Source organism: Pseudomonas sp. Tul2A7 (genome assembly GCF_054790505.1).
In genome coordinates, this window is the sequence record NZ_CP186499.1 from 5,898,880 (window position 1) to 5,922,329 (window position 23,450).

Here is a 23,450-nt window from a genome sequence, read left to right on the forward strand (position 1 = left end):
AAAAAACGCAAATGGACACCTGTCAGATCTGACAGGTAGCAGTCCTTTTCCGACGAGCGGTCGTCATCACTCAGGGTCGGTCAGCGCCGCGAGCAGCGCGAGTGCCTGGACCATTTGGGGTGGGGAAACGCGTGCGGTGAAGGTCATGGGTTGAATTTCCTTTTTATCCCTGCTGTCAGCCTACGCGGCAATTCTCTTCGTTTTATTTCACACGCCTTACATGTTGGCCGTGCACGATGGCGCAGGACGCAAAGGAGCGCGCGCGCGATGAACAGGCAACAGGGTTTTACGCTGATCGAGTTGATGGTGGTGCTGGTGATCATCGGCATCGCCAGTGCGGCGATAAGCTTGAGTATCAAGCCCGATCCGTTGCAGTTGCTGCGCAAGGATGCCGAGCGTGTGGCGCAGTTGCTGCAGGTGGCGCAGGCGGAGGCGCGCGCGGATGGCCGGCCGATTGTGTGGGTGAGTGATGCCAAGGGTTTTCGGTTTAGTCGGCGCAGTGAGAGTGGCAAGGGGTTTGATCATTTCGCGCAGGATCCGCAGTTACGGCCGCGTGCCTGGCAGAGTCCGAAGATGGAGGTGCGGGTGGAGCCGAAACAGAGGGTTGTGCTGAACGCTGAGTGGATTAATCCGCCGCTGCAATTGACGTTGTCGGATGGGTTGAATCGCTTGAGTGTGCTGCGTGATGGCAGTGGAAGGATCAGCCTGCAATGAAGCGCCAGCAAGGGTTTACGTTGATTGAGGTGATGGTCGCGATTCTGTTGATGGCGGTGGTGAGTTTGATTGCCTGGCGGGGGCTGGACAGTGTGACGCGGGCGGACAGTCATTTGCAGGCGAGTAGTGAGCAGAGTGACGGTTTGTTGCGGGCGTTGAATCAGTTGCAGCGGGATGTGGAGATGCGGGCGGGGGTTGAGCTGACCGAGCCGAAGAAGGTTGGCGTGGATGATGAGCCACCGAGCGCCCCGCCCGCTTTGACTGTGCGCAGTAGCGACAGTAAGGGGTTTCGGCTGGACATCATTCGCACGGCAGCGGATCAGCCGGGGGCTTTGCAGCGGGTGCGCTGGTGGGTCAAGGGTGACACGCTGTATCGGGCGGTGGCTGAGGCGCGGAGTCGGTATCCGCTGCCGGCGCCTGGGAATGGGGTTGCTGTTTTGAGTGATGTCAGTGATGTGCAAGTACGCGTTTGGGAAATCGATAAAGGCTGGCGGCAACTGAGTGGCAATCGTCGTGAAGATCCGGCCGGACTGGAGATCCGCCTGACCCGTCAGACGCCACAAGGCCCGGAAAAATACCGACAAGTGATCGGCCCGCTGAACTGAACGGACAGGCTAACTCCCTTGTGCTGCCTCTCTGAGTTTTTGCAGATCGAGAAGGGTGACGGCGCCGTATCGAACAGCTAACAGGCCTTCGGCTTCCCAGATTTTCAGCTGGCGGTTGACGCTCTGACGAGAAACACCCAGTTGTTGGGCGATATTTTACTGGTTGACCTTCAGGCATGGCGCTTCTTCGAGACCTGGACGTTTGATCAAGGAAACGAGTCGGCTGGCCAACCTGACAGGCAAAGGATTGCTGATCGTGTTCCCTGCCCAATCGAGCGCCATTCGATACCTGCCACAGACCAGACGCGTAATGGCTAGCAGAACATCGGGTCGGCGTTCAATGATTTGCCAGAATGCGCTGGCAGGCAGCACTGCAATACGCGCTGGCGAGACGGCTGCAACGTCGTACTTCCTCGGTAAGCCATCTAGAAGTGGTACTTCGCCGAACCAGTCTCCAGCGACCAATTGCGTAAGCAAGAGTTGGTGTCCACTCGCGCCCAGGCTATCGACCCGCAAGGTGCCTTTAATCACACGAAACATGCCCAGTGGTTTCGAGCCTTGAGGGAACAGTTCCTCTGCTTTTACCAATGTCCTGATCCGCGAGGCCTCAAGCAAAATCGCGTCTACCTCTGGGGGCAGGGAAAAGGATGAGGCTATAACTTCAGCAGACAATTCGGACATTGCCAAAACCCGACAATCTTGGTTTGAGGGCTCGGATAGTATCAGACGCCTCTGGCCTGTAGACGACAGGCCTGTCTGGATCAGGAACGCAGAATGTACGTAGGTCACTTCGCCATCGGCCTGGTAATCAAGGCCCGCTATCCCAAGATCCCCGCGATACCGATCATGATGGGCGTCGGTTTTCTGGATCTGCTCGATGGGATTTTCATCATGCTTGGCTTCAATACCGTCACCGCAAATTTGAACAGCGGGCCGTACTTGTTCTTTGATCTGACCTTTATTGATTGGGATCACTCATTACTGGCTGCGGTGTTCTGGTCAGCGATTTGGGGACTGTTTTTCATTAAGCATCGACCCGTTGCCGTCGTGGCAGCGTTGGCGGCCTTATCTCACTTCATCGCTGATTGGCCGATGCACAACAGCGATTTGGCCCTGTATCCCCACTCGATCGAGCATTACGGTTATGGCCTTTGGGGCAAGCTGGGGACCGTCTCCTGGATGCTCGAAGGTGTTTTCTCGGCTGTGCTGGCGGCTTATGCATGGCGGCTCAGCGCGCGACGCGGTGTGAATTTGATTTGGCCTTGTGTGGTGTTGGGGGTTTTGTTCTTGCAGCTATCGCCGGTCGCTTCGCCCATGAAGCTTGTTGCCACGCTTGAAGAGCCGATGGCGCATATGCTTCACGGGGTTTTGGTCTCGTTGGGCTTTCTGATTCCAGGGCTGCTGATGTCGTGGCTTTTGGATAGACGTGAGCGTACGGCGTCTCGTCTTGCATGACTCAACCGGCTGCTATCTGGACGGCTTGGCTAGACGCCGTAACAAGTTGACGGGCCTTTAGTACAGGAATGGATATGTACTCGGTCATCCTTGAAAAGAGCCAAGATCAAAAGATCGCAGCCTTCGGCAGCTCCTACATTGGGATTGGGTGAGGTCAGTTGGGGATTGGTTGGCTGTTAGGACGTCATCGCGAGCAGGCTCACTCCTACAGTTGGATCGGGTACATCAACAAGAGATTGGTCGGCTGGCAGGCCGCCTTCGCGAGCAGGCTCGCTCCCACAGTTTTAAATTTGCGTACAACCCAAGCGGCAAAGCCGCCCCACTCAACAGGATGAGCGTTAGCTCGGCTGCAGCTTTTGATCTTGATCCACGGGCGACGTCGGAAGGCTGAGTGGAGGGATTCATCCGGGGGTGGGAGCGCAGCGACCGTTTGGCGCAGCCAAATGCATCGAGAGGAGGTGCAGCGAAGCAAACCGTAGGCGATGCGCCCGGATGGATCCCGGAGCGAAGGAACCCCGAGCCTCAGCGAGCGGGCCGCACGCAGGAGCAAGCCTTTTTGGTTACTTTTTCGGCGTCTGGAAAAAGTGACCCGCCGTAAGGGCGGAACCCTAAGCCGCCGTTACCGCAGCAACGGATATATACACGGTCAAACCCACTAGCTCAAAACAACGACGCCACCCGGCAACTCGGTGCACTTGACGCCATAGGCATCCCGAATCAGCAATGCAACGCCAGCAAGTTGATCAAGGCTGAAGCGCGCCTGCACCCGCCGCTGCCCAAGCTCACGATTAAGCAGCAACAACATCCCCGGCCGATACCGGTTGATCTCATCAATCATCTGGCTCAGCGTAGCGCCGTTAAACACCAACACTTGCTGACGCCAATTCATCACCGCCGCCGTGTCGACACTCTGCACACTGCCAACCTGCCGCGCGTCATAGGTCACCTGCTGCCCCGGTTCAAGTCGCAAACTACGACCTTCAACATCCACCTCAACCGCGCCATCAAGGCAAGTCACACAGACTTGCTGATCGGTATTACGCAAGTTGAAACGCCCCTGACTCGCGCGCAACCACCCTCCCCCAGCCTGCATCGCCAGCGGCAACCGCGCGGTCTGCACTTCAACTTCACCACTGACCAACTCAAAACCCTGCACGCCGTCAGACACTGCACGCTGATTGATCCGCGTCTGAGTATTCAGCTCCAGACTCACACCCTGCGCCGGTTCAAAACGACGCTGCTGGCCAACTTCAGTGATGTAGTCAGCGCCCAGCCCTTCAAAACCACCAGGAATCGTCCCGCGCACCAGCAAAAACGCCGCCGACGCAGCAATCGCCCCACCGAGAAAAGCACGTCGACCAAACCCACGCGGCGCCTGCATTTGCTCCACGGCCGGTTGCAGTTGCTGCCACAACCGCTTGGCCTCTTCGAACGCGCGGGCATGCTCGGCACTCTGCGCGCACCATTCGCGCAAGGCGCGGGCGTCGGCCACGGTGGCGCGGCCGGAGGTCAGCAGGACCAGCCAGTCGCGGGCTTCGCTGTGCAGATTGTCGGCCGCCGATGGCTCGGCAGGTGTCAGTCGAAAGATGTTCAAACGCGCAGATTCTCAACGAATTGATCGGGCACTATTCAGAAGACGGTTTTCCGGCCCCGCGACCGAACCGCTGAAACACTTTTCTTTCCAGTTTCGCCGCGCAGAAGCCCAACGCGGCTTTGATTTCCTTCTCGACCATGCGCGTGGAAATGCCGAAGCGCTGGGAAATCTCCAGGTGCGGTGCCTCTTCCAGACGCGCGGCGATGAAGATTCGGCGACGGCGTGCGGGCAGTTCGTAGAGGGCGCTGAGCAGCGACTGGATTTCCTTTTGCCCACCGACCACCCGCGCCGGGTCGAGGGCTTCGTCACCGATTTGCAGCAGCTCCTCGACTTCCTCGCCGGTGAGCAGGCGCGCATCGGCCTGGCGGCGGTCGGCGGCGATGTTCAGGGCCATGCGATAGAGGTAGGCATTCGGCCGCAAGACATTCGGCGGCGTCTCCATGCGGTCGACGCGCAGGTAGGTTTCGTGCAGCACGTCGTTGGCCAGATCTTCCGAACCGAGACGCCTGCGCAGGCGCACCCGAAAGTCCTCGTAGGACGTCAGGAACAGTTGGACCATCGAACCTTGTCCGGTGTCTTTCATCCCCCGGAAACTCCTTCCCATTTGGTGCATTCCATGCGTTTCCCTGACGACTCCGGTAACAACAGCAACGTGACCGGTTGACGCAAGGCGCTGGGCGTCGGCCGGTCGATCTTGAGATTGCGAAAACTTTCCACCAGCGCGTTGTCGCGCCGTACATCACCGGTCGAAGTGACCAACCGGTTGTGTTGCACCAAGCCGTCGCGGCCGACCCACACCTGCAACACCGCGCGATAACTGCCCGGCCGGGTCAGCGGCGAGCGACACAGGTTGCGCTCGATCGCTGCCTGCACCGCTGTCGCGTAACTGCGGTTGACGGCGACGCTTTCAGGCGTCTGTTTTTGCGATGGTGCTGGTACGTCTTCGACCTGCGCCACTTGCAAGGTAAACGCATCGTCGCGGGCATAACGCGCCATCAAACCACTGCCGCCGAGCAACCGACGCAGGGCATCGGCGGCGGTGTATTCACCGTCCACCGCCAGCGAGCGACGACCGCGACTCAACTGGCTGTCGACCAGCACCGCAACGCCGGTGGCGTGGCTGTACTGATCCAGCGCGTGCGCCAGATCCTGTGCCGGAATGTGCAGCGTCATGCGCAAGTCCGCCGGCACCGCGTCGGCTACGGCGTGGCCCGTCGCACAGCCGAGCAGCCACCCCAGACACATCCGGCGCACAAGCCTCGTTGAACGCTGAAAACCGTCCGTGGAATTGCCTCGCTGCACGGCTGACGAATCCTTGCAAATCGTCATCCTGAGGGCTGTTTATGAATCTGGTGTGACGGGCGGTGCAAAAAAACCATCACGGGAATTGCGCACGGCTTGCACTAGACTCAAGCCAAAGCGCGGCCCCGTCGGGCCGGCCAGGAGGCGAGCATGAACACACTGTGGCGATTGAGCCTTGGCGGGCTGTTGTTGATGGCGCTGTCGAGCGCTTATGCCGAGCAGCCGTTGGGCTGCGTGGAAGTGACGGTCGGCGGCTACAAGGCGCCGAATTACGACTGTTTGAGCCAGCAGATGGGCAACAACCCGGAAGGCGCTGCGGCGGCGCAGAAGAATCAGGAGGCGCTGAATGTACCGGTGAATAAGCGGCCGCCAAATCAGGTTGGGCTGGCGACACCTGCCGCGACCAGTACGCGGATGGGCAACACCTTCGGCACCTCGGTGAAACCACAACGCCCACCGCAATGATTTTGATCTTGATCGTTCCCACGCGCAGCAAAGGAATGCAGCCCGGGACGCTCCGCGTTCCATCCGGAGCCGAACGCGGAGCGTCCGTTGAGGCATTCCCACGCGGAGCGTGGGAACGATCATGGCGGGCTCAATCGCTTGGGGTTTGGCGAAAGCTCACCGCGAGGCGGTTCCAGCTGTTGATGGTTGTGACGGCCATGGTCAGGTCAACCAGTTCGCCTTCGCTGAATTGCTCGCGCGCTTGCTGATACACCTCATCAGGCACACGACTCTCCGCTAACAACGTCACCGCCTCCACCCAAGCCAACGCCGCACGCTCGCGCGGGTTGAAGAAGTTGCTGTCGCGCCACACCGCGATCGCATACAAACGCCGATCACTCTCCCCGGCCCGTCGCGCGTCCACCGAGTGCATGTCGGTGCAGAACGCACAGCCGTTGAGCTGCGAGGCACGGATCCGGATCAATTGCAGTATCGGTTGTTCGATACTGAGGTTGGCAGTCAGCGCCTCCATGGCAATCATCGCTTTCATCGCCTTGGGCGAAGCGTTGTAGTAATCCAGGCGCGGGGACATGGCGGTTCTCGGTGGACGGAATAATGAGTTCACCGTAGACGCCGACAGCCATGCATTACAGCCCCAATTGCACGGAAAACCGCTACACCACTGCATCCCCCTGCCAAACACAAATCCCTGTAGGAGTGAGCCTGCTCGCGATAGCGGTGTGTCAGGCAACATTGATGTCGGATGGGCCACCGTCATCGCGAGCAGGCTCACTCCTACAGGTGATCTAGGCCAATTTCGGGTTTTTCGGCTAGGCAACTATTGCAGATTCCGCAACAGCGGTAATCTGGCGGGCACGCCTAATAGCCTCGGGAGCCTCGTCGGTATGGAACTTCATGTCGTGATCAACGGCCGCAAGGATCTTGCCGGTCAGTTGTATCAGCAGCTGCGCGGTGCAATTGAATCCGGGCGCCTGGCCGCTGGCACGCAATTGCCGCCCAGCCGTCTGCTCGCCGAGCAACTGGGCATCTCGCGCAAGACCATCTCCGACACCTACGCGCAACTGACCTACGAAAACTTCCTCACCGGGGTGATCGGCAAAGGCACCTACGTCAACGCGCGCCCGGCGCAGGTCCAGCGCAAGCAAAGCCACACAGAACTGGCCAGCGCCGAGGTGATCGAGAGTTGGCGCAATCTGCCGGTGTTTCTCCGTCACCCGACGCTGGAAGGCTCGCTGCGTTATGACTTCATCGGTGGCGCGACCAGCAAGGGCCAGTTTCCGCAGGATGACTGGCGCCGCTGCGTCGCCCATGCGATGCGCCAGATGGGCCAGTCCAAGGGTTTCTACAGCGTGGCCGAAGGCCTGCCGGCGCTGCGCAATGCGATCGCCCGGCACATCGCGTTTTCCCGGGGGATCAACTGTCAGGACGAAGACATCGTCGTGTGCAACGGCGCGCAACAGGCGCTGGACCTGATCACCCGCGTGTTGATTCGCCCCGGCACTCTGGTGGCGATGGAAGATCCCGGTTATCCGCCGGCACGCCTGCTGTTCGGCACCCATGGCGCCGAGGTGCTCGGGATTCCGGTAGATGCCGAGGGCATTCAGGTCGAGCACATTCCCGATGGCACGCGCCTCATCTATGTCACACCGTCGCACCAGTTTCCGCTGGGCATGCCGATGAGTCAGGCGCGCCGCGAAGCCTTGCTGGCTCGCGCGCATGAGCTGGGCGCGATCATCATCGAGGACGACTATGACAGCGAATTCCGCTACGAAGGCCGGCCGACGGATTCGCTGTACAACCTTGATCAGCGCGGCATCGTCGCTTACGTCGGCACCTTTTCGAAAACCCTGCTGCCGGAGTTGCGACTGGGCTATGCAATCCTGCCGCCGGCGATCCTCGAAGCGGTGATCCGCGCCAAGCAACTCACCGATCTGCACGCCTCGACCCTGCCGCAGTGGGCATTGGCCAAGTTCATCGCCGAGGGCTGCCTGCTCAAGCATATCCGCCGCTGTCATGCGATCTACGCCCAACGCCGCGAGCGGATTCTGGCGCGGATGGCCAGCGATCTGGCGCCATGGCTGGAAGCGGTACCGGCCAGCGCCGGGTTTCATATGGCGGTGTTCTGCAAGGTGCCGATCGACCTGCCACTGGTAATCGAACTGGCGAAAAAGGTCGAAGTCGGGCTGTACTCGATCAATGGTTTCTATCATCAGCAACCGGCGAAAAACGGTCTGTACTTCGGCTTCGGCGCCATCGAAACCCTGGACATCGATATCGCCCTGGATCGCCTGCGCGACATTCTCCAGCAGGTCGCCTGAGCGATTGGCCTGAAGATTTAACCGCCGATTGGTTATTGGTGTTCCGGGGGTGCAGGCCTATCCTGCACAGGCGTTATCCCTCAATGAGCAGGATTCGTCCGGCCTGATTCAGGAGTGTGAGCAATGTCCAATCAAGTGATCAATACGGTCCAGGTGCAGGCCGTCGCCGGCCGCTCGGATGAACTGGGCAGGCAACTGCAGAAGATCGTCGAAACCCTGCGCGAAACGCCGGGCTGCGATTCCTACCTGGTCGACCGCTGCCCCGACGACAGCCACCGCTGGACGGTCAGTGCCCGCTGGCATTCGGAAGCGGCGATGCAGGCGCATTTCAACCGGCCCGAGGCGCAGGGGTTTATTGACCTGATCGATAGTCGGTTGGCCAATAGCGTCGACTTCAATAGCTTCCCTATTGTTTAAAAGCAAGATCAAAAGATCGCAGCCTTCGGCAGCTCCTACAGAGATCGGTGTAGGAGCTGCCGAAGGCTGCGATCTTTTGATTTTGGGGATACTTGAATTGGTCACCTGGTCTTCCCGAATATTGGCCGTTTGAATGCTTAGCCCTGCGGACTACTGTGATCAGCAACCCCAACCCTCACAGGTAACCCGCCATGAAAGCCCTGCCCTTCTTCACCGCCGCCCTCGTCTTGAGCCTCTGCGCCACGGCCACTTTCGCTCACGATCCATCTGAAAAAGTCACCGTCCTGCAAGACCAGATGCTGAAAAACGCCCCCGGCAAAAAAGCCATGATGATTGAAGTCGACTACAAACCCGGCCAGTCTTCCATCGCCCACAAGCACGACGGCACCGCGATGGCCTATGTGCTGGAAGGCGAAGTGATTTCCCAAGTGAAAGGGGAACAGGCGATCACCTACAAGAAGGGCCAGTTCTGGTACGAACCGGCCGGCTCAGAGCATCTGGTGTCGAAAAATGCCAGCCAGTCCAAGCCTGCCAAGTTGCTGGTATTCATGGTGCTGGCCCCGGATGAGCAAGTGCTGATCCCGCTGAAAAACTGATGGCTGTTCAACCAGCCATAAATAAACAGGCGCAAATCGACGATTGGCGCCTTTTTATTTCCCGGGGCAATTAGCTGTTATGGGTTAAAGCGAATCAAACTATTAGTCGCCTTTTATTACAGCAAACTGTCAGCTTGGCGGGTTTAGTCTGAATTAACGGTCGTCATAAACGACTTTTAAACTTTCCGACTGATGTTGTTTCACGGGAGAAACACCATGAAACTTGCGATCACCAGTGTACTGGCGATATCGGTTTTAGCTCTGTCAGCCTGTTCGGTACCCACCGCGCCCCAAGCAGTTTCCTCACTGGACACAATGCTCCCCCATCCCACCGGCCGCAGCAGCGCCACGCAAGTGAAAAGCGGTCCCGGCGTGTCGCTCGGCGTGGTCTACAGCCCAAGCACCCAGACCAACCGCGAATACCTGCGCGACTATCAAGCCAACGCCGGCACCGGTTTCGGCCAGAGTTTGCTGGTGCAGCCGATCCACGACGCCTACGTCGCCAGCTCGAAACCGGACATGGCGGTGGAATGGGTCAATGCCTCGCTGCAACGTCAGTTTGGCTCAGTGACGCTGTATCCGGATATGCAGAGCCTGCGTGCGGCCAGACCTGATGTGGTGGCGATTGTCGATACACACAGCCAGTTGATCACTTCGCGCAGTTCCGACATCAAGGCCGATGTCAGGGCCGACTTTTATGATGCGCAGTTGAACTACATCGGTACGGCGAAAGGTTCGGAGGCGAGAGAATTAACGCCGGTGTGGGCGGATTTCAAGCGCTCGGAAGAGATTGTTGCCGATATTAATCAGCAGCAGGATGTGCAAGTTCGGGCGTTGCAGAAGTTTGACCAGTCGCTCAACAATTTAGTCGCGAGGCCTGCGGATAAAATGTCGATGCTGGATAGTAAACAAGGTCAGAAGTTGTATTGATATAAAGAACGCCATCGCGAGCAGGCTCACTCCTACAGTTGGAATGCGTTCCCCCTGTAGGAGTGAGCCTGCTCGCGATGGCGCCGCATCAGGCACCAAAAAAACCTCAGACATAAAAAAGCCCCGGCATCTCACGACACCGGGGCTTTTTCATTCAACCACTACTTACGCCAATTCAAGCTCGGCATTCGCAGCAACCGCAGGCACTACCGCCTGCCCGCTCAACGCCAGATCCAGCAGTTCACGGTTGGCCACCGCATACATGGCGTAGTCCGTGCCGCTCGCCGCACGGATTTCCACCAGCATGGCGCGCCAGCGCGAGATCATGCTTTCGTGCTGTTCCATCCACAGCGCCAGACGTGCTTCCACGTCCAGGGTGCCGTCGCCCTGTTGCAGGACGGAGATGGTGATCGCACGTTGCTGCCAGTCGACATCGTCACGGAACGCTTCACGGGCCAGAGCCTGCCAGTTGTTTTCAACCGGCAGCGCGCTGATCTGTTGCAGGTACCAAGTGATGTCCAGCGCACTGCCCACAGCGAAGTAAGCCTTGGCCACTTCGGCAGGGTTCTGGCCAGTCACGTCGGAGGCTTCGATGATCGGCAGCAGGGTGTACAGGTGCGAGGTGCCCGCAACCATACGCGCCAGCAATTCCGGCACACCGGCTTCGACGTACGCCTGATAACGCGCCTGCCAGTTTTCACGGATTTCGCCGCTCAGCAGTTCGTCGAGTTTCAGGCCCAGCTCTTTCAGGTGCGGACCGAAGTGTGCGACGTCACGGGCAGCGTTCTGCTCGTTGCGACGGGCACGCAGGAACCAGCGCGTGGCACGGCGACCCAGACGCATCAGCTCGTCCATCAGCTCCAGCTGCACGTCAGCGCTGACCTGGTAGTCCAGCGCTTCGATCTGACGGAACCAGTGCGGGAGGTGGAAGATGTCGCGCACGATCACATAAGCGCCAGCGACGTTCGCCGGGCTCATGCCGGTCGACTCTTTGAGTCGTTGAACGAAGGTGATGCCCATGTGGTTGACCAGATCGTTGGCGATCTGGGTGCTGACGATCTCGCGCTTCAGACGGTGACGACGCATGGCTTCGGAAAACTTGCTGACCAGAGACGGCGGGAACGCCGTTTCCATGTCGCGGGTCAGGTAGTCATCGTCCGGCACCAAGGAACCCAACAGCTGCTCTTTGAGGTCGATCTTGCTGTACGAAATCAGCACCGACAGCTCTGGACGGGTCAGACCGTGGCCTTCAGCAATACGCTCGGCCAGTTGCTCTTCGGTCGGCAGGAACTCGATGGCACGGTCCAGCTTGCCACGGCCTTCCAGATCGCCCATCAGACGCTTGTACTCAGCGATGCGCGCGTAAGCACGACGCGCCGCCAGGGACAGGGCCTGCGTCTGCTTGTAGTTGTTGCCCAGCACCAGATTGCCGACTTCGTCGGTCATGCTCGCCAGCAACTGGTTGCGTTGCTTGTCGGTCATGTCACCGGCCTGAACCACTTCGTTCAGCAGGATCTTGATGTTCACTTCGTGGTCGGAGCAGTCCACGCCACCGGCGTTGTCGATGAAGTCGGTATTGGAACCGCCGCCATTCAGACCAAATTCGACACGACCCAGTTGGGTCATGCCGAGGTTACCGCCCTCACCCACGACTTTGCAGCGCAGTTCGTTGCCGTTCACGCGCAGTGCATCGTTGGCCTTGTCGCCGACATCGGCGTGGCTTTCAGTGCTGGCCTTGACGTAAGTACCGATACCGCCGTTCCACAGCAGATCCACCGGCGCCTTGAGCAAGGCGTTCAGCAGTTCGGTCGGGGTCAGCTTGTCAGCCTTGATGTCGAAGCGTTCCTGCATCTGCGGGGAGATCGCGATGCTCTTCGCGCTGCGCGAGAAGATACCGCCACCTTCGGACATGATGCTGGTGTCGTAGTCGGTCCAGGCCGAACGCGGCAGGTCGAACATGCGCTGACGCTCGACGAAGCTGGTCGCCGGGTTCGGGTTCGGGTCGATGAAAATGTGCATGTGGTTGAAGGCAGCAACCAGTTGCAGCTTGTCGGACATCAACAGGCCGTTACCGAACACGTCACCGGCCATGTCGCCGACGCCGACCACAGTGATGCTGTCTTCCTGAACATTGATGCCGCGCTCGCGGAAGTGACGTTGTACGCCCACCCACGCGCCTTTGGCGGTGATGCCCATTTTCTTGTGGTCGTAACCGGCCGAACCACCGGACGCAAACGCGTCACCCAGCCAGAAGCCGTAGTCGATGGCAATGCCGTTGGCGATGTCGGAGAAGGTTGCAGTGCCCTTGTCCGCCGCGACTACCAGGTACGGGTCGTCATCGTCGTGGCGCACCACGTTCAATGGCGGCACCAGTGCGCCGTCTTTCAGGTTGTCGGTGATGTCCAACAGACCGGAAATGAAGATGCGGTAGCAGGCGATGCCCTCGGCCGCGATCTCGTCACGGCTGCCGCCCAGAGGCAGACGACGCGGCAGGAAGCCGCCCTTCGCACCCACTGGCACGATGACCGAGTTCTTCACTTGTTGAGCTTTAACCAGGCCGAGGACTTCGGTACGGAAGTCTTCTTCACGGTCGGACCAGCGCAGACCACCACGGGCGACGTTACCGAAGCGCAGGTGCACGCCTTCAACGCGTGGCGAGTAAACGAAGATTTCGAACTTCGGCACTGGCTTCGGCAGTTCAGGGATCGCGTGCGGGTTGAACTTGAAGCTGAAGTACGACTTGTTCTGGCCGTTGGCGTCAGTCTGATAGAAGTTGGTCCGCAGGGTGGCTTTGATCAGGTCGAGGTAACGACGCAGAATGCGGTCTTCGTTGAGCACCTGGACGTCGTCCAGTGCGGTCAGAATCGCTTGTTCCAGACGCAGTTGCTTGTCTTCCAGATCGTCGTCGCTGAGTTTGCGCGCCAGATAGAAGCGGGTCTTGAACAACCGGGTCAGCTCGCGAGCAATGTCGGTGTGGTTGTTCAGGGTGCTGGCGATGTAACCCAGATCGAAGCCCAGACGAATCTGCTTCAGGTAACGCGCGTAAGCACGCAGCAACGCCACGTCGCGCCATGGCAGGCCGGCGGTCAGCACCAGACGGTTGAACGCATCGTTTTCGGCGTCGCCGCGAACGATGTGGACGAAGGCGTCCTGCAGGGTGTCGTTGAGTTGCTGGATGTCGAGGTCCAGGCCTTCAGCGGCAGTGAACGCGAAGTCGTGAATCCAGAACTCGCGGCCATTGGTGTGACGCAGACGGTACGGGAATTCACCCAGCACGCGCAGGCCGAGGTTTTCCAGAATCGGCAGGACATCGGACAACGCCAGCGGGGTGTCGGCGTGGTACAGCTTGCAATGCAGCTCACGCTGGCCGGAAACCTGGCCCAGCGGCTGATAGAAGCTCATCACCAGCGGATTTTTTTCGTTGAGGCTCAGCAGGTGCTGCATGTCGACCACGGCCGAATGCGCGGCAAAACGCTCGCGGTAGCCGGCCGGGAAGCCTTTCGGGAAGTCGGCCAGCACGTTGGTGCCGTGGGCTTCGCCGAAGCTTTCGACGGTCAGTGCGGCGTAATCATCCTGCCAGCTGCGGCACGCTTGCACGACTTCTTTTTCCAGCAGCACCGGGTCGATGTCGAGACGGTTTTTCGGGTCGACACGCAGAATCAACTGCACGCGCGCCAGTACCGACTCAGAGAAGAACGTCCAGAATTCGCAATCGGACGCCTTCAGACGCTCCATCAATACTTGCTGGATCTTCTGACGAACCTCGGTGGAGTAGATGTCGCGCGGCACGTAGGCCAGGCAGTAGCAGAAACGACCGTACGGGTCTTTGCGCAGGAACACGCGGATCTTGTTGCGCTCCTGAATCTGCACGATCGACATCACCGTGGTGAACAGTTCGTCGACCGGGGTCTGGAACAGGTCATCACGCGGCAGTACTTCGAGCACCTGCGCCAGTTCCTTGCCCAGGTGAGCCTTGGACTGGAAGCCGGAGCGCGTTTCGATTTCTTCGACCTTGCGGCGGATGAACGGGATGACCCGCACGCTCTCGCCATACACCGAAGAGGTGTACAGGCCCATGAAACGGTGTTCCTTGATGACTTTGCCGTCAGCATCGATTTCACGGATCGACACGTAGTCCGGGTAAGCCGGACGGTGTACACGGCTCGGGTGCGCAGCCTTGGCGAACGACAGCAGGGTCGGTTCGCGCAGGTAGGCAACGGCGTAGTCTTCGATGCGCAGGTCTTCGTAGGTCAGGCCGGTGCGCAGCAGTTTGGTCAGGCCAAGGAAGGAGTTCTGGTCGTACTCGATATGGCCGCCATCGGCCTGATCGGTGACCACGAATTCTTCGTAGCCGAGGAAGGTGAAGTGGTTGCCCACCAGCCATTCCAGGAAGCTTTTGACTTCGTTCTTCTCGTCGGCATCGATGGCGAAGGCGCTGTTGTCGAGCTTGGTGAGGATTTCCTGCACCTTGGCTTTCATTGGCTCGAAATCGGCGACCGCGACGCGGACTTCACCGAGAACCTGTTCCAGCTCTTTGCTCAGCACATTCAGTTCGGCTGCGTTGGCGCAGCGGTCGATTTCCAGGTACATCAGCGATTCGTGCAGCACGCCTTCGCCGGTGCTGCCCTTCGGCAGGATTTCCAGCAACTCGCCCTTGCTGCCACGACGCACGCTGAGCACGGTGGTTTGCAGGGTGTGGATGCTGTAGCCGCGGCGGTTCAGCTCGGTGCGGACCGAGTCGACCAGAAATGGCAGGTCGTGGTGCAGCACTTCGACCGCGGTGTGGGTCGACTGCCAGCCATGACGCTCGTAATCAGGGTTGTAGACGCGCACTTGCGGTTGCGCGTGATCGAAGCGCTCAAGCAGGCGCCACGCGGAAAGAGTACAGCCAGCGAGGTCGGAGAGGCGACGCTGAGTCAGCTCGTCCAGGGAAATGATGCCGAAGAATTGTTCAGCGAACAGCGCCACTTGTGGCAGTGCCTGTTCACTGATGTGCTGCGCCAGTGCCGCTTGCAGTTGATGCTGGAAGTCGGCTTTGCTGGCTGCGGTGAAGAACGCCATCTGTGGTACTCCGCTTAAGCTTGTTATTGATGGAAAGCGTCGCGTGCAACACCCCTTTCGGGGCTTGTGTCGCCCTGTTCCTGATTCTCGGGCAGAGGAAACAGGGGGACAGGTGGGTGAAGCTGGACGGGACACTCAGGTCACATTCACCTTCCATTGAATGAGCATCTGCAAAAGCGACTGCCGGTGCTGCCGACAATGCCTTTACGGGTGCTCATCCGTTGCGCAGCTTAAAGGGTGCGACAATGTGTCTGCTTGCGGTGCTGCGACATATTCGGTCATTGGCACGTAAACCGAGGGTTTGGCACCGGTAAACACTAGCAGTCGTGGCGGAAAACGCTGGTCTGAATGCCCGTTTTTACGGTACATGCGTGCCAGAAATGACCATTGACCCACGTCGCGTTCACGACACATCCTCTGACACTCTCACATGCAGAAAATCCCGAGGACTGGCAGAATCCCGCCCATTAGCGACCGACACGCCCTTTGAGGCAGGAATTGACCATGCAAATGACCACCGCCCTACTGATCGTCAACCCGTGCGATGACGAAGAAGACAACATGGCCATGCTCTGCTGCCACAGCGACAAGGGCGACATGTTCCTGATGAGCCGCTATCCGGACGAGGACGAGTTGGAGATCACGCTGGATGGCGAGCCTTCGACCCTCAACGGAGTAAAAGTCACGCTGACTTCGAACCTGCTGAAGATCGAGATTGCGGCGGCGGATGCCGATGCGTTGAACGGGGATGATGTGCTGGAGATCAGCTTCAACCCGGATATGGTTGATCTGGATGAGGTTGTCGAGACCTTGACGAATATCCTTGACGGGACGGGTACCTTCATTAACGAAGCTTGATGGTGTCCGGACTGGCCCCATCGCGAGCAGGCTCACTCCTACAGGTCGGTGTACGACGATCCATTGTAGGAGTGAGCCTGCTCGCGATAGGGCCAGCACAGGCAACCAATCACTCCCCCGCTACAAAAATCCAACAATTCCCCCAGTCATTTCCCGCACTTTGCGCAAAATGCCGTTAGTCGCCACCCCCCGCGATGGATTAAAGTAACGCCCCCAGCCCCGGCGTTATCCGAACGCCTGTGGCCACCCCTTTCCAGGAACAGTCACCGATGGAACATCGTGAAGCGCTGCTGGCGCTGCGAACCTTTCTTTCAACGCAGATTCTCGGCCAGGAAAAACTTATCGAGCGTTTGCTCATCGCCCTGCTCGCCGACGGCCACATGCTGGTCGAGGGCGCGCCAGGTCTGGCCAAGACCAAAGCGATCAAAGAGCTCGCCGAGGGCATCGAAGCCCAGTTCCATCGCATTCAGTTCACCCCGGACCTGCTGCCGGCCGACATCACCGGCACCGAGATCTACCGCCCGGAAACCGGCAGTTTCGTGTTCCAGCAAGGGCCGATCTTCCACAACCTGGTGCTGGCGGACGAAATCAACCGCGCCCCGGCCAAAGTGCAATCGGCGCTGCTCGAAGCCATGGCCGAGCGTCAGGTCAGTGTCGGTCGTAGCACCTATGAGTTGTCGCCGCTGTTTCTGGTGATGGCCACGCAGAACCCGATCGAGCAGGAAGGCACTTACCCGCTGCCGGAAGCGCAGCTCGACCGTTTCCTGATGCACGTGAAAATCGGTTTCCCGGACGCCGCCGTCGAACGCCGCATCCTGCAGCAGGCCCGTGGCGAAGCGCTGAACGGCGAGACCAAACCCGAGCGCCGGGTCAGCCAGCAGGCGATCTTCGCCGCGCGCAAGGAAATCCTCGGTCTGTACATGGCCGACGCCGTGGAGGAATACCTCGTGCAACTGGTCATGGCCACGCGCAACCCGGCCAAGTTCGACCCGGAAATGGCCGAGTGGATCGCCTACGGCGCCAGCCCGCGCGGCTCGATCGCCCTCGACCGCTGCGCCCGCGCCCACGCCTGGCTGGCCGGTCGCGACTTCGTCAGCCCGGAAGACATTCAAGCGGTGCTGTTCGATGTGTTGCGTCACCGCATCATTCTGTCGTTTGAAGCCGAAGCCGCCGGCATCGATCAGGATCGGGTGGTGCAGCGGATTCTCGACGTCGTAGCCGTCGCTTGACCCCCATGAACGCCCCCCTGCCGTCCGAACCGGGCATCCGCGTCAGCCTCGCCGAGCTGATCGAGATGCGTCACCGTGTGCGCGAGGTGCAGCTGTTTTCCACGCCGAGCCAGCGCAGCCCGCTGATCGGCCTGCATCACTCGAAATTTCGTGGTCGTGGCGTCGATTTCGATCAGGTGCGGGTCTATCAGGCCGGCGACGACGTGCGCACCATCGACTGGCGCGTCACTGCACGAACGCAAGAGCCGCACACCAAGCTGTTCCATGAAGAACGCGAGCGGCCGATTTTCATCATGGTCGAGCAAAGCACGCGGCTGTTTTTCGGTTCCGGGCTAATGTTCAAATCGGTGCTGGCTGCGCAAGTAGCGGCGCTGATCGGTTGGGCCGCGCTGGGTCATAACGACCGGGTTGGCGGGCTGGTGTTCGGCGACAACGAGCACTACGAAATCAAACCACGGCGCAGCAAACAGAGCCTGCTGCAATTGCTCAACCGCCTGGTCAAGGTCAATCAGTCGCTGCACAGCGAGCGAGAGCCGGATCGTGATGCGTTTGGCGTGGCCCTGCGCCGTGCCCGCGAAGTCTTGCGCCCGGGCAGCCTGGTGATTGTCATCTGCGACGAGCGTGCGTTGTCCGACAGCGCCGAACAACAGCTCAGCCTCTTATCGCGTCATTGCGACTTATTGATGTTGCCGATTTCCGATCCGCTGGATCACGCCCTCCCCGCTGCCGGCCTGCTCAGGTTCGCCGAGCGTGGCGCGCAACTCGAACTCGACACGCTGAACTTCGACCTGCGCCAAACCTATCGCGCCCAGGCCGAAGCACGCATCGCGCGCTGGGAACTGCTCGCGCAGAAGCTGCGTGTGTTGCTGATGCCGCTGAGCACGCAAAGTGAAATGGTCGAGCAGATGCGCGAATTCCTTAATCCGCAGCGTCCGGGGAAAGGTCGATGAACGGCCTCGAACAACTGCAACCGCTGATCTCGCCGCCACCGATTGCTTTCTGGCCGCCGGCACCGGGTTGGTGGCTGCTGCTTCTATTGCTGCCGCTACTGGGTTTCGCCGTATGGAAACTGCGCCGTTTCATCCCGATGAAGAAACGCCCGATCGTCCGTGCCGAACAGCCGCTCGACCCGGTGCGCATCGCCGCCCTCGCTGAACTCGCACAAATGCCCAAACCCTACGACGGCGCCCCGGCCGGTGCCTGGCTGCAGCAACTCAACGGCCTGCTCAAACGCCTGTGCCGCAACCACTACCCCTACAGCCAGAGCCACACCCTCAACGGGCGTAAATGGCTGGCGTTCCTCGATAACCGCTGCCCGGCGGCCGGCCTGACGCGCTGGATGGTGCTGGTCGAAGGCGCGTACAAACCGGAATGCAAACTCGACGACAAAGCCATCGCCGGCCTGACCCAAGCGGTCGACACGTGGATTCGCAAACATGTTTGAGTTCGCCTGGCCGTGGATCTTTGTGCTGGTGCCGCTGCCGTGGCTGATGCGTCTGGTGCTGCCGGTCGCCGACAGTGGCGAGCCAGCGCTGAAAGTGAGTTTTCTCGCCGATCTCGAAGGCCTCGCCCGCCGTCGCGCTCGCGCCAACCTGCCCGCGTGGCGTCAACAAGCGCCGTTCATGCTCCTGTGGTTGTTGCTGTTGACCGCCGCCGCGCGCCCGCAATGGCTCGGCGAACCACTGCCGATTGCCGCGAGCGGGCGGGATTTGCTGGTCGCGGTGGATGTGTCCGGCTCGATGGACTTCCCGGATATGCAGTGGCAGGACGAAGAAGTCAGTCGGCTGACGCTGGTGCAACATCTGCTCGGTGATTTCCTCGAAAGTCGCGATGGCGACCGTGTCGGCCTGATCCTCTTCGGCAGCCAAGCGTATCTGCAAGCGCCGCTGACCTTTGATCGCCACACCGTGCGCGTCTGGCTCGACGAGGCGCGCATCGGTATTGCCGGCAAGAACACCGCCATCGGCGACGCCATCGGTCTGGCGCTGAAACGCCTGCGCATGCGCCCGGCGCAAAGCCGCGTGCTGATTCTGGTCACCGACGGCGCCAACAACGGTGGCGAAATCGATCCGCTGACGGCAGCAAAACTCGCTGCTAGCGAAGACGTAAAAATCTATCCGATCGGCATCGGCGCCAATCCTGAGGACGGCGGTTCAACCGGCCTGCTCGGCGTCAATCCAAGTCTGGACCTCGACGAACCAGCGCTCAAAGCCATCGCCGAGGTCACCGGCGGCCAGTATTTCCGTGCCCACGATGGCAAGGAACTGCAAGCGATCAAGGACACTCTCGATCAGCTCGAACCGGTCACCCAGCAACCGACTCAGGCGCGCCCGGCTCAGGCTTTGTATCACTGGCCTTTGGCGCTGGCGCTGTGGTTGAGTCTGTTGTTGGTCGCCCGTGAATTGTGGCCGGACAACCCGCTGCAACGCCTGTTCACCAAGGAGCTTTATCTGCAAAGTCCGTTGCCTGACTGGCGCGAGCGTCTCAAGCGCCTGCGTCTGCGGAGGCGCCGATGATCGCGCTCTGGCCGCACTGGTTCCGTCCTTGGTGGTTGCTGTTACTGCCGCTGCTGGGCTGGCTGATCTGGCAACTCTGGCACCGACAGAAACGCGCCGGGCGCTGGCAGATGATTCTGCCGCCGGCGTTTCACGCCACTCTGCTCAGCGGCGGTAACGGTCGCGACAGCAAACTGCCGTGGGTCGCCCTCGGCGTGGCGTGGTTGCTGACCATTCTGGCGCTGCTCGGGCCGAGTTGGGAGCGCGTCGAACAGACCAGCCAGAAGCCCGCCGATCCGCTGGTGGTGGTGCTGGAACTGACCCCGGAAATGCTCGCCACCGACTCGCCGCCGACGCGACTGGAACAGGCACGACGCAAGCTCTTCGATCTGTTGCAGGCGCGCAGCGATGCGCAGACCGCCATCGTCGTCTACGCCGGCAGCGCGCACACGCTGGTGCCGCTGTCAGATGACCTGGCGACCAGCCGCAATCTGCTCGACGCGCTCAAACCGTCACTGATGCCGGAAAGCGGCCATCGTGCCGATCTGGCCGTGAGCAAAGCGCTGGCCCTGCTGAAACAGGGCGCGCTCGGTCAGGGGCGGATTCTGTTAATCGGCTCGTCGCTCGATGAAGCAGAACGCCAAGGCATTCGCCGCGCACTTAGCGGGCAGTCGGCGCAACTGTTGATGCTCGGCGTCGGCACCGCCGAAGGTGCGCCAATCGCCCAAGAGGACGGCAGTTTCCTCAAGGACGAACAAGGCGCAATCCGCGTGCCGCAACTCGACAGTCCGGGCCTGAGCGCATTCCTCAACAGCGTCGGCGGCGAATACCACCCGGCCCGCCTCGACGAAGCGGATCTTGGCGCGCTCGGCCTGCTCAACGGTCCACGCAGCCTGCGCGACGACGGCCAGACCGTGCGCCTCGATACCTGGGCCGATCAAGGTTACTGGCTGCTGTTGCCGCTGTTGTTGCTCGCCGCGTGTGCCGGGCGTCGCGGCTGGTTGTTCTGCCTGCCGTTGCTGCTGTGCCTGCCGCAACCGAGCTACGCTTTTGACTTCGAGGATTTGTGGCTGCGCCCCGACCAACAGGGCCTGCACCTGCTCAAACAGAAGCGCCCGGCCGAAGCCGCGCAACATTTTGACGATCACCAATGGCAAGGGGTGGCGTTGTACGAAGCCGGCGACTACAGTGGCGCCGCCCAGCGCTTTGCCGAAGGCAGCGACGCCCGCGCCCACTACAATCGTGGCAACGCGCTGGCGAAAAGCGGTGAGCTGGAAGCGGCGATCGACGCCTATGAGCAGGCACTGGAACAGCAACCGGATTTACGTCCGGCGCAGACCAACAAGACGCTGGTGGAAAATCTGCTCAAGCAGAAAAACGCCCCTCCGCCCGCCGAGCCGGACACCAAGCCAAGCGAGCAGCAAAGTCTGCCGGGCGACGAACCAACGCCCGCGACCACGCCGCCACCGGCGGTAAAAAGTGAAACCCAGAGCGACGCGCAACCGAGCGAATCGGCCAGCGAACCGCCACCGACCACGCCGCCGCAGCCAGGTCCAAACGAAGTGCCAGGCAGCGCCGAGGAAGAACAAACGGACACCGTGCCAACGCTGCGCCCGAGTGAAGACAACCTCGAAGGCGAGCAACGTCAGGCACTGGAGCAATGGCTGGGCAAGATCCCGGATGATCCGGGCGAACTGCTGCGACGCAAATTCTGGTACGAACAGCAACAACATCAGGATCAGGAAAACACTCGATGACCCGCTTCACCGCTCTCTTGCTGCCCCTGCTGCTCTGCACGGCCACCGCCCAGGCGGCCGAGCTGACCGCCAGTGTGGATCGCAGTCGCCTGAACTCCGGCGAGACGGTCGAACTCACCCTTGAAACCAGCGATGTCACGCAGTTCGGCAAACCCGACCTGACCGCGCTGGAAGCGTTGTTCGAAGTGCGCGGCACGCGGCAGGTCAACCAGCTCAACACCCTCAATGGCGACAACCGCGCGACCACGCGCTGGATCATCACCCTGCTGCCCAAAGAGAACGGCAGCGTGGTGATCCCGCCACTGCAACTGGGCGACGCGCAGAGCCAGCCGATCACCGTGCAAGTGGTCGAAAGCGACACCCGCGAGAACAAGAACAGCCTTGATCCGGTGTTCATCGAAGCCAGCCTCGATCAGTCCAGCGTCTATGTGCAGGCGCAGGCGATCCTGACGTTGCGCATCTACCATTCGGTGTCGCTGTACGACGACAGCAGCCTGACGCCGCTGCAAATCGCCGATGCGCGCATCGAACAACTGGGCGACACGCGCACCTACGAAAAAGACCTCAACGGTGTGCGCCATGGCGTGATCGAAATGCGCTATGCAATCTACCCGCAACACAGCGGTTTGCTGACCATTGCGCCGCAGACCTTTAGCGCCACACTGGTCGACACGCAGCCGTCTCAGGACGCCAATGCACAGGGGCCGAAGCCGGGCAAACTGATGCGCGTCAGTTCTGCGGAAATCCCCCTGACCGTCAAACCCAAACCCCTGACTTATCCGGTCGACGCGCCATGGCTGCCCGCGCGCAGCCTGAGCCTCAGCGAAAGCTGGAACCCGGAGCCGGAACATATCCAGGTCGGCGACTCCATGACGCGCAGCCTGACCCTGAAAGTCGAAGGCCTTGCCAGCTCGCAACTGCCAGTGCTGCCCGCCACCGACCTCAACGGCCTGCGCCGCTACCCCGACCAACCGGTGCTGAGCAACCAGAGCACCGACCGCGGTATTGTCGGCAGCCGCGAAGAACGTGAAGCCCTGGTGCCGAGCCGCAGCGGCGCCATCGATTTGCCGACGGTGGACGTGGTTTGGTGGAACACCTTCGAAGACCATCTGGAACACAGCAGCCTGCCGGCGCGCACCCTGCAAGTGGCCAATAACCCAAGCCTGCAAGTCGACACCCCGACCGGCAATTTGCAACCGAGCGTCGTCGATAACGATGTGTTGTGGTGGTGGAAGCTCAGCACGCTGATCCTCGCCTGCACCACCCTCCTCGGCTTCGGCCTGTGGTGGCGCGCACGCTGGCAACCGGCGGTGCATCGCGCCGCCCAAACCGGCCCGAGCCCACGCACGTTGATGGACGACATCAAGCGTGCGAGTCAGGCGAATGATCCGCAAGCAACGCGTCAGGCGCTGGATGCGTGGGCGCGGCAGCAGCCGGAAACGCTGGCGGACATGGCGGCGCGGTTTGTGCCGTTGTCGGATGCCCTCGACGGCCTCAACGGCGCGCTCTACAGCGAAACCGGTCAGCATTGGCAGGGTGAGGATTTGTGGCGGGCGATCCGGACTATTCCAGCGGCGGAACGGGTGCAGGATCCGGTGGGCGAAAGCGGATTGCCGCCCTTGTACCCTAAGTAATCTCTGTAGGACTTGGGATT

General features: G+C 60.4%; 22 protein-coding genes. 15 read left to right on the forward strand and 7 right to left on the reverse strand.

Going from position 1 to position 23,450, the window contains the following annotated elements; genetic code table 11:
* Positions 1–267: 267 nt before the first annotated feature.
* Both gspH and ACOYXJ_RS26225 read left to right on the forward strand, forming a co-directional pair.
* Positions 268–714 carry a type II secretion system minor pseudopilin GspH gene (gene gspH, locus ACOYXJ_RS26220; protein ID WP_460372411.1) on the forward strand — a complete coding sequence of 149 codons (447 nt, stop codon included), beginning with the start codon at positions 268–270 and terminating at the stop codon, positions 712–714.
* A complete protein-coding gene (locus ACOYXJ_RS26225; RefSeq protein WP_460372413.1) occupies positions 711–1,319 on the forward strand; it encodes a prepilin-type N-terminal cleavage/methylation domain-containing protein in 609 nt (202 codons plus the stop codon). Before gspH ends, ACOYXJ_RS26225 begins: the two co-directional genes overlap by 4 nt.
* A gap of 9 nt (positions 1,320–1,328) precedes the next feature.
* Here the strand turns inward: ACOYXJ_RS26225 and ACOYXJ_RS26230 are convergent, their stop codons facing one another.
* Together ACOYXJ_RS26230 and ACOYXJ_RS26235 are read right to left on the reverse strand one after the other, a co-directional pair.
* Complete coding sequence (locus tag ACOYXJ_RS26230) at positions 1,329–1,472, reverse strand: helix-turn-helix domain-containing protein (protein WP_460373046.1); 144 nt, start codon at positions 1,470–1,472, stop codon at positions 1,329–1,331.
* A gap of 3 nt (positions 1,473–1,475) precedes the next feature.
* Complete coding sequence (locus ACOYXJ_RS26235; protein ID WP_460372415.1) at positions 1,476–2,000, reverse strand: Crp/Fnr family transcriptional regulator; 525 nt, start codon at positions 1,998–2,000, stop codon at positions 1,476–1,478.
* 93 nt (positions 2,001–2,093) lie between these two features.
* Here ACOYXJ_RS26235 and ACOYXJ_RS26240 point away from each other — a divergent pair, with 93 nt between their 5' ends.
* Positions 2,094–2,774 (forward strand): hypothetical protein, encoded by a 681-nt coding sequence (locus ACOYXJ_RS26240; protein ID WP_460372417.1) that lies wholly within the window; start codon positions 2,094–2,096, stop codon positions 2,772–2,774.
* A gap of 655 nt (positions 2,775–3,429) precedes the next feature.
* Here the strand turns inward: ACOYXJ_RS26240 and ACOYXJ_RS26245 are convergent.
* The 3 genes from ACOYXJ_RS26245 to ACOYXJ_RS26255 are packed head-to-tail and all read right to left on the reverse strand — an operon-like array spanning position 3,430 to position 5,613.
* The gene (locus ACOYXJ_RS26245; RefSeq protein ID WP_460372419.1) at positions 3,430–4,368 is read right to left on the reverse strand and encodes a FecR family protein; all 939 of its coding nucleotides are present in this window, start codon (positions 4,366–4,368) and stop codon (positions 3,430–3,432) included.
* A 31-nt stretch (positions 4,369–4,399) separates the two neighbouring features.
* The gene (locus ACOYXJ_RS26250; RefSeq protein WP_064119825.1) at positions 4,400–4,951 is read right to left on the reverse strand and encodes an RNA polymerase sigma factor; all 552 of its coding nucleotides are present in this window, start codon (positions 4,949–4,951) and stop codon (positions 4,400–4,402) included.
* Positions 4,948–5,613: a secretin and TonB N-terminal domain-containing protein gene (locus tag ACOYXJ_RS26255; protein ID WP_460373048.1), complete on the reverse strand. Its 666-nt coding sequence runs from the start codon at positions 5,611–5,613 to the stop codon at positions 4,948–4,950. Before ACOYXJ_RS26255 ends, ACOYXJ_RS26250 begins: the two co-directional genes overlap by 4 nt.
* Before the next feature lie 207 nt (positions 5,614–5,820).
* On the opposite strand from ACOYXJ_RS26255, the gene ACOYXJ_RS26260 reads away from it, so the two are divergent.
* Positions 5,821–6,135 carry a hypothetical protein gene (locus ACOYXJ_RS26260; protein ID WP_134173621.1) on the forward strand — a complete coding sequence of 105 codons (315 nt, stop codon included), beginning with the start codon at positions 5,821–5,823 and terminating at the stop codon, positions 6,133–6,135.
* A 130-nt stretch (positions 6,136–6,265) separates the two neighbouring features.
* Here the strand turns inward: ACOYXJ_RS26260 and ACOYXJ_RS26265 are convergent, their stop codons facing one another.
* Entirely contained in the window at positions 6,266–6,706 is a 441-nt protein-coding gene (locus ACOYXJ_RS26265; RefSeq protein WP_150795771.1) for a carboxymuconolactone decarboxylase family protein, read from the reverse strand.
* A 313-nt stretch (positions 6,707–7,019) separates the two neighbouring features.
* Here ACOYXJ_RS26265 and pdxR point away from each other — a divergent pair, with 313 nt between their 5' ends.
* The 4 genes from pdxR to ACOYXJ_RS26285 all read left to right on the forward strand — a co-directional run bounded on the left by pdxR (position 7,020) and on the right by ACOYXJ_RS26285 (position 10,396).
* Positions 7,020–8,453 carry a MocR-like pyridoxine biosynthesis transcription factor PdxR gene (gene pdxR / locus ACOYXJ_RS26270; protein ID WP_460372421.1) on the forward strand — a complete coding sequence of 478 codons (1,434 nt, stop codon included), beginning with the start codon at positions 7,020–7,022 and terminating at the stop codon, positions 8,451–8,453.
* Positions 8,454–8,576: 123 nt separating this feature from the next.
* A complete protein-coding gene (locus ACOYXJ_RS26275; protein ID WP_460372423.1) occupies positions 8,577–8,870 on the forward strand; it encodes a putative quinol monooxygenase in 294 nt (97 codons plus the stop codon).
* Positions 8,871–9,061: 191 nt separating this feature from the next.
* Entirely contained in the window at positions 9,062–9,466 is a 405-nt protein-coding gene (locus tag ACOYXJ_RS26280) for a cupin domain-containing protein (RefSeq protein WP_460372425.1), read from the forward strand.
* A 216-nt stretch (positions 9,467–9,682) separates the two neighbouring features.
* Positions 9,683–10,396 carry an ATPase gene (locus tag ACOYXJ_RS26285; RefSeq protein ID WP_460372427.1) on the forward strand — a complete coding sequence of 238 codons (714 nt, stop codon included), beginning with the start codon at positions 9,683–9,685 and terminating at the stop codon, positions 10,394–10,396.
* A gap of 165 nt (positions 10,397–10,561) precedes the next feature.
* On the opposite strand, the gene ACOYXJ_RS26290 is transcribed toward ACOYXJ_RS26285, so the two are convergent.
* The gene (locus tag ACOYXJ_RS26290) at positions 10,562–15,457 is read right to left on the reverse strand and encodes an NAD-glutamate dehydrogenase (protein ID WP_460372429.1); all 4,896 of its coding nucleotides are present in this window, start codon (positions 15,455–15,457) and stop codon (positions 10,562–10,564) included.
* Between the two features lie 504 nt (positions 15,458–15,961).
* Here ACOYXJ_RS26290 and ACOYXJ_RS26295 point away from each other — a divergent pair.
* The 7 genes from ACOYXJ_RS26295 (at position 15,962) to ACOYXJ_RS26325 (ending at position 23,430) form a co-directional block, all read left to right on the forward strand.
* Positions 15,962–16,315 carry a hypothetical protein gene (locus tag ACOYXJ_RS26295; protein ID WP_460372431.1) on the forward strand — a complete coding sequence of 118 codons (354 nt, stop codon included), beginning with the start codon at positions 15,962–15,964 and terminating at the stop codon, positions 16,313–16,315.
* Between the two features lie 269 nt (positions 16,316–16,584).
* Positions 16,585–17,544 carry an AAA family ATPase gene (locus tag ACOYXJ_RS26300; protein WP_007913915.1) on the forward strand — a complete coding sequence of 320 codons (960 nt, stop codon included), beginning with the start codon at positions 16,585–16,587 and terminating at the stop codon, positions 17,542–17,544.
* Positions 17,545–17,549: 5 nt separating this feature from the next.
* On the forward strand, positions 17,550–18,494 hold the full coding sequence (locus tag ACOYXJ_RS26305; RefSeq protein ID WP_150652195.1) for a DUF58 domain-containing protein: 945 nt from the start codon (positions 17,550–17,552) through the stop codon (positions 18,492–18,494).
* Positions 18,491–18,988, forward strand: a complete 498-nt coding sequence (locus tag ACOYXJ_RS26310) for a DUF4381 domain-containing protein (protein ID WP_038369283.1) — start codon at positions 18,491–18,493, stop codon at positions 18,986–18,988. The genes ACOYXJ_RS26305 and ACOYXJ_RS26310 overlap by 4 nt, the downstream gene beginning before the upstream one ends.
* Positions 18,981–20,060, forward strand: a complete 1,080-nt coding sequence (locus ACOYXJ_RS26315) for a vWA domain-containing protein (protein WP_460372434.1) — start codon at positions 18,981–18,983, stop codon at positions 20,058–20,060. The genes ACOYXJ_RS26310 and ACOYXJ_RS26315 overlap by 8 nt, the downstream gene beginning before the upstream one ends.
* Positions 20,057–21,796 carry a tetratricopeptide repeat protein gene (locus tag ACOYXJ_RS26320; protein WP_460372436.1) on the forward strand — a complete coding sequence of 580 codons (1,740 nt, stop codon included), beginning with the start codon at positions 20,057–20,059 and terminating at the stop codon, positions 21,794–21,796. The genes ACOYXJ_RS26315 and ACOYXJ_RS26320 overlap by 4 nt, the downstream gene beginning before the upstream one ends.
* A complete protein-coding gene (locus ACOYXJ_RS26325) occupies positions 21,793–23,430 on the forward strand; it encodes a BatD family protein (protein ID WP_460372437.1) in 1,638 nt (545 codons plus the stop codon). Before ACOYXJ_RS26320 ends, ACOYXJ_RS26325 begins: the two co-directional genes overlap by 4 nt.
* Positions 23,431–23,450: the final 20 nt, after the last annotated feature.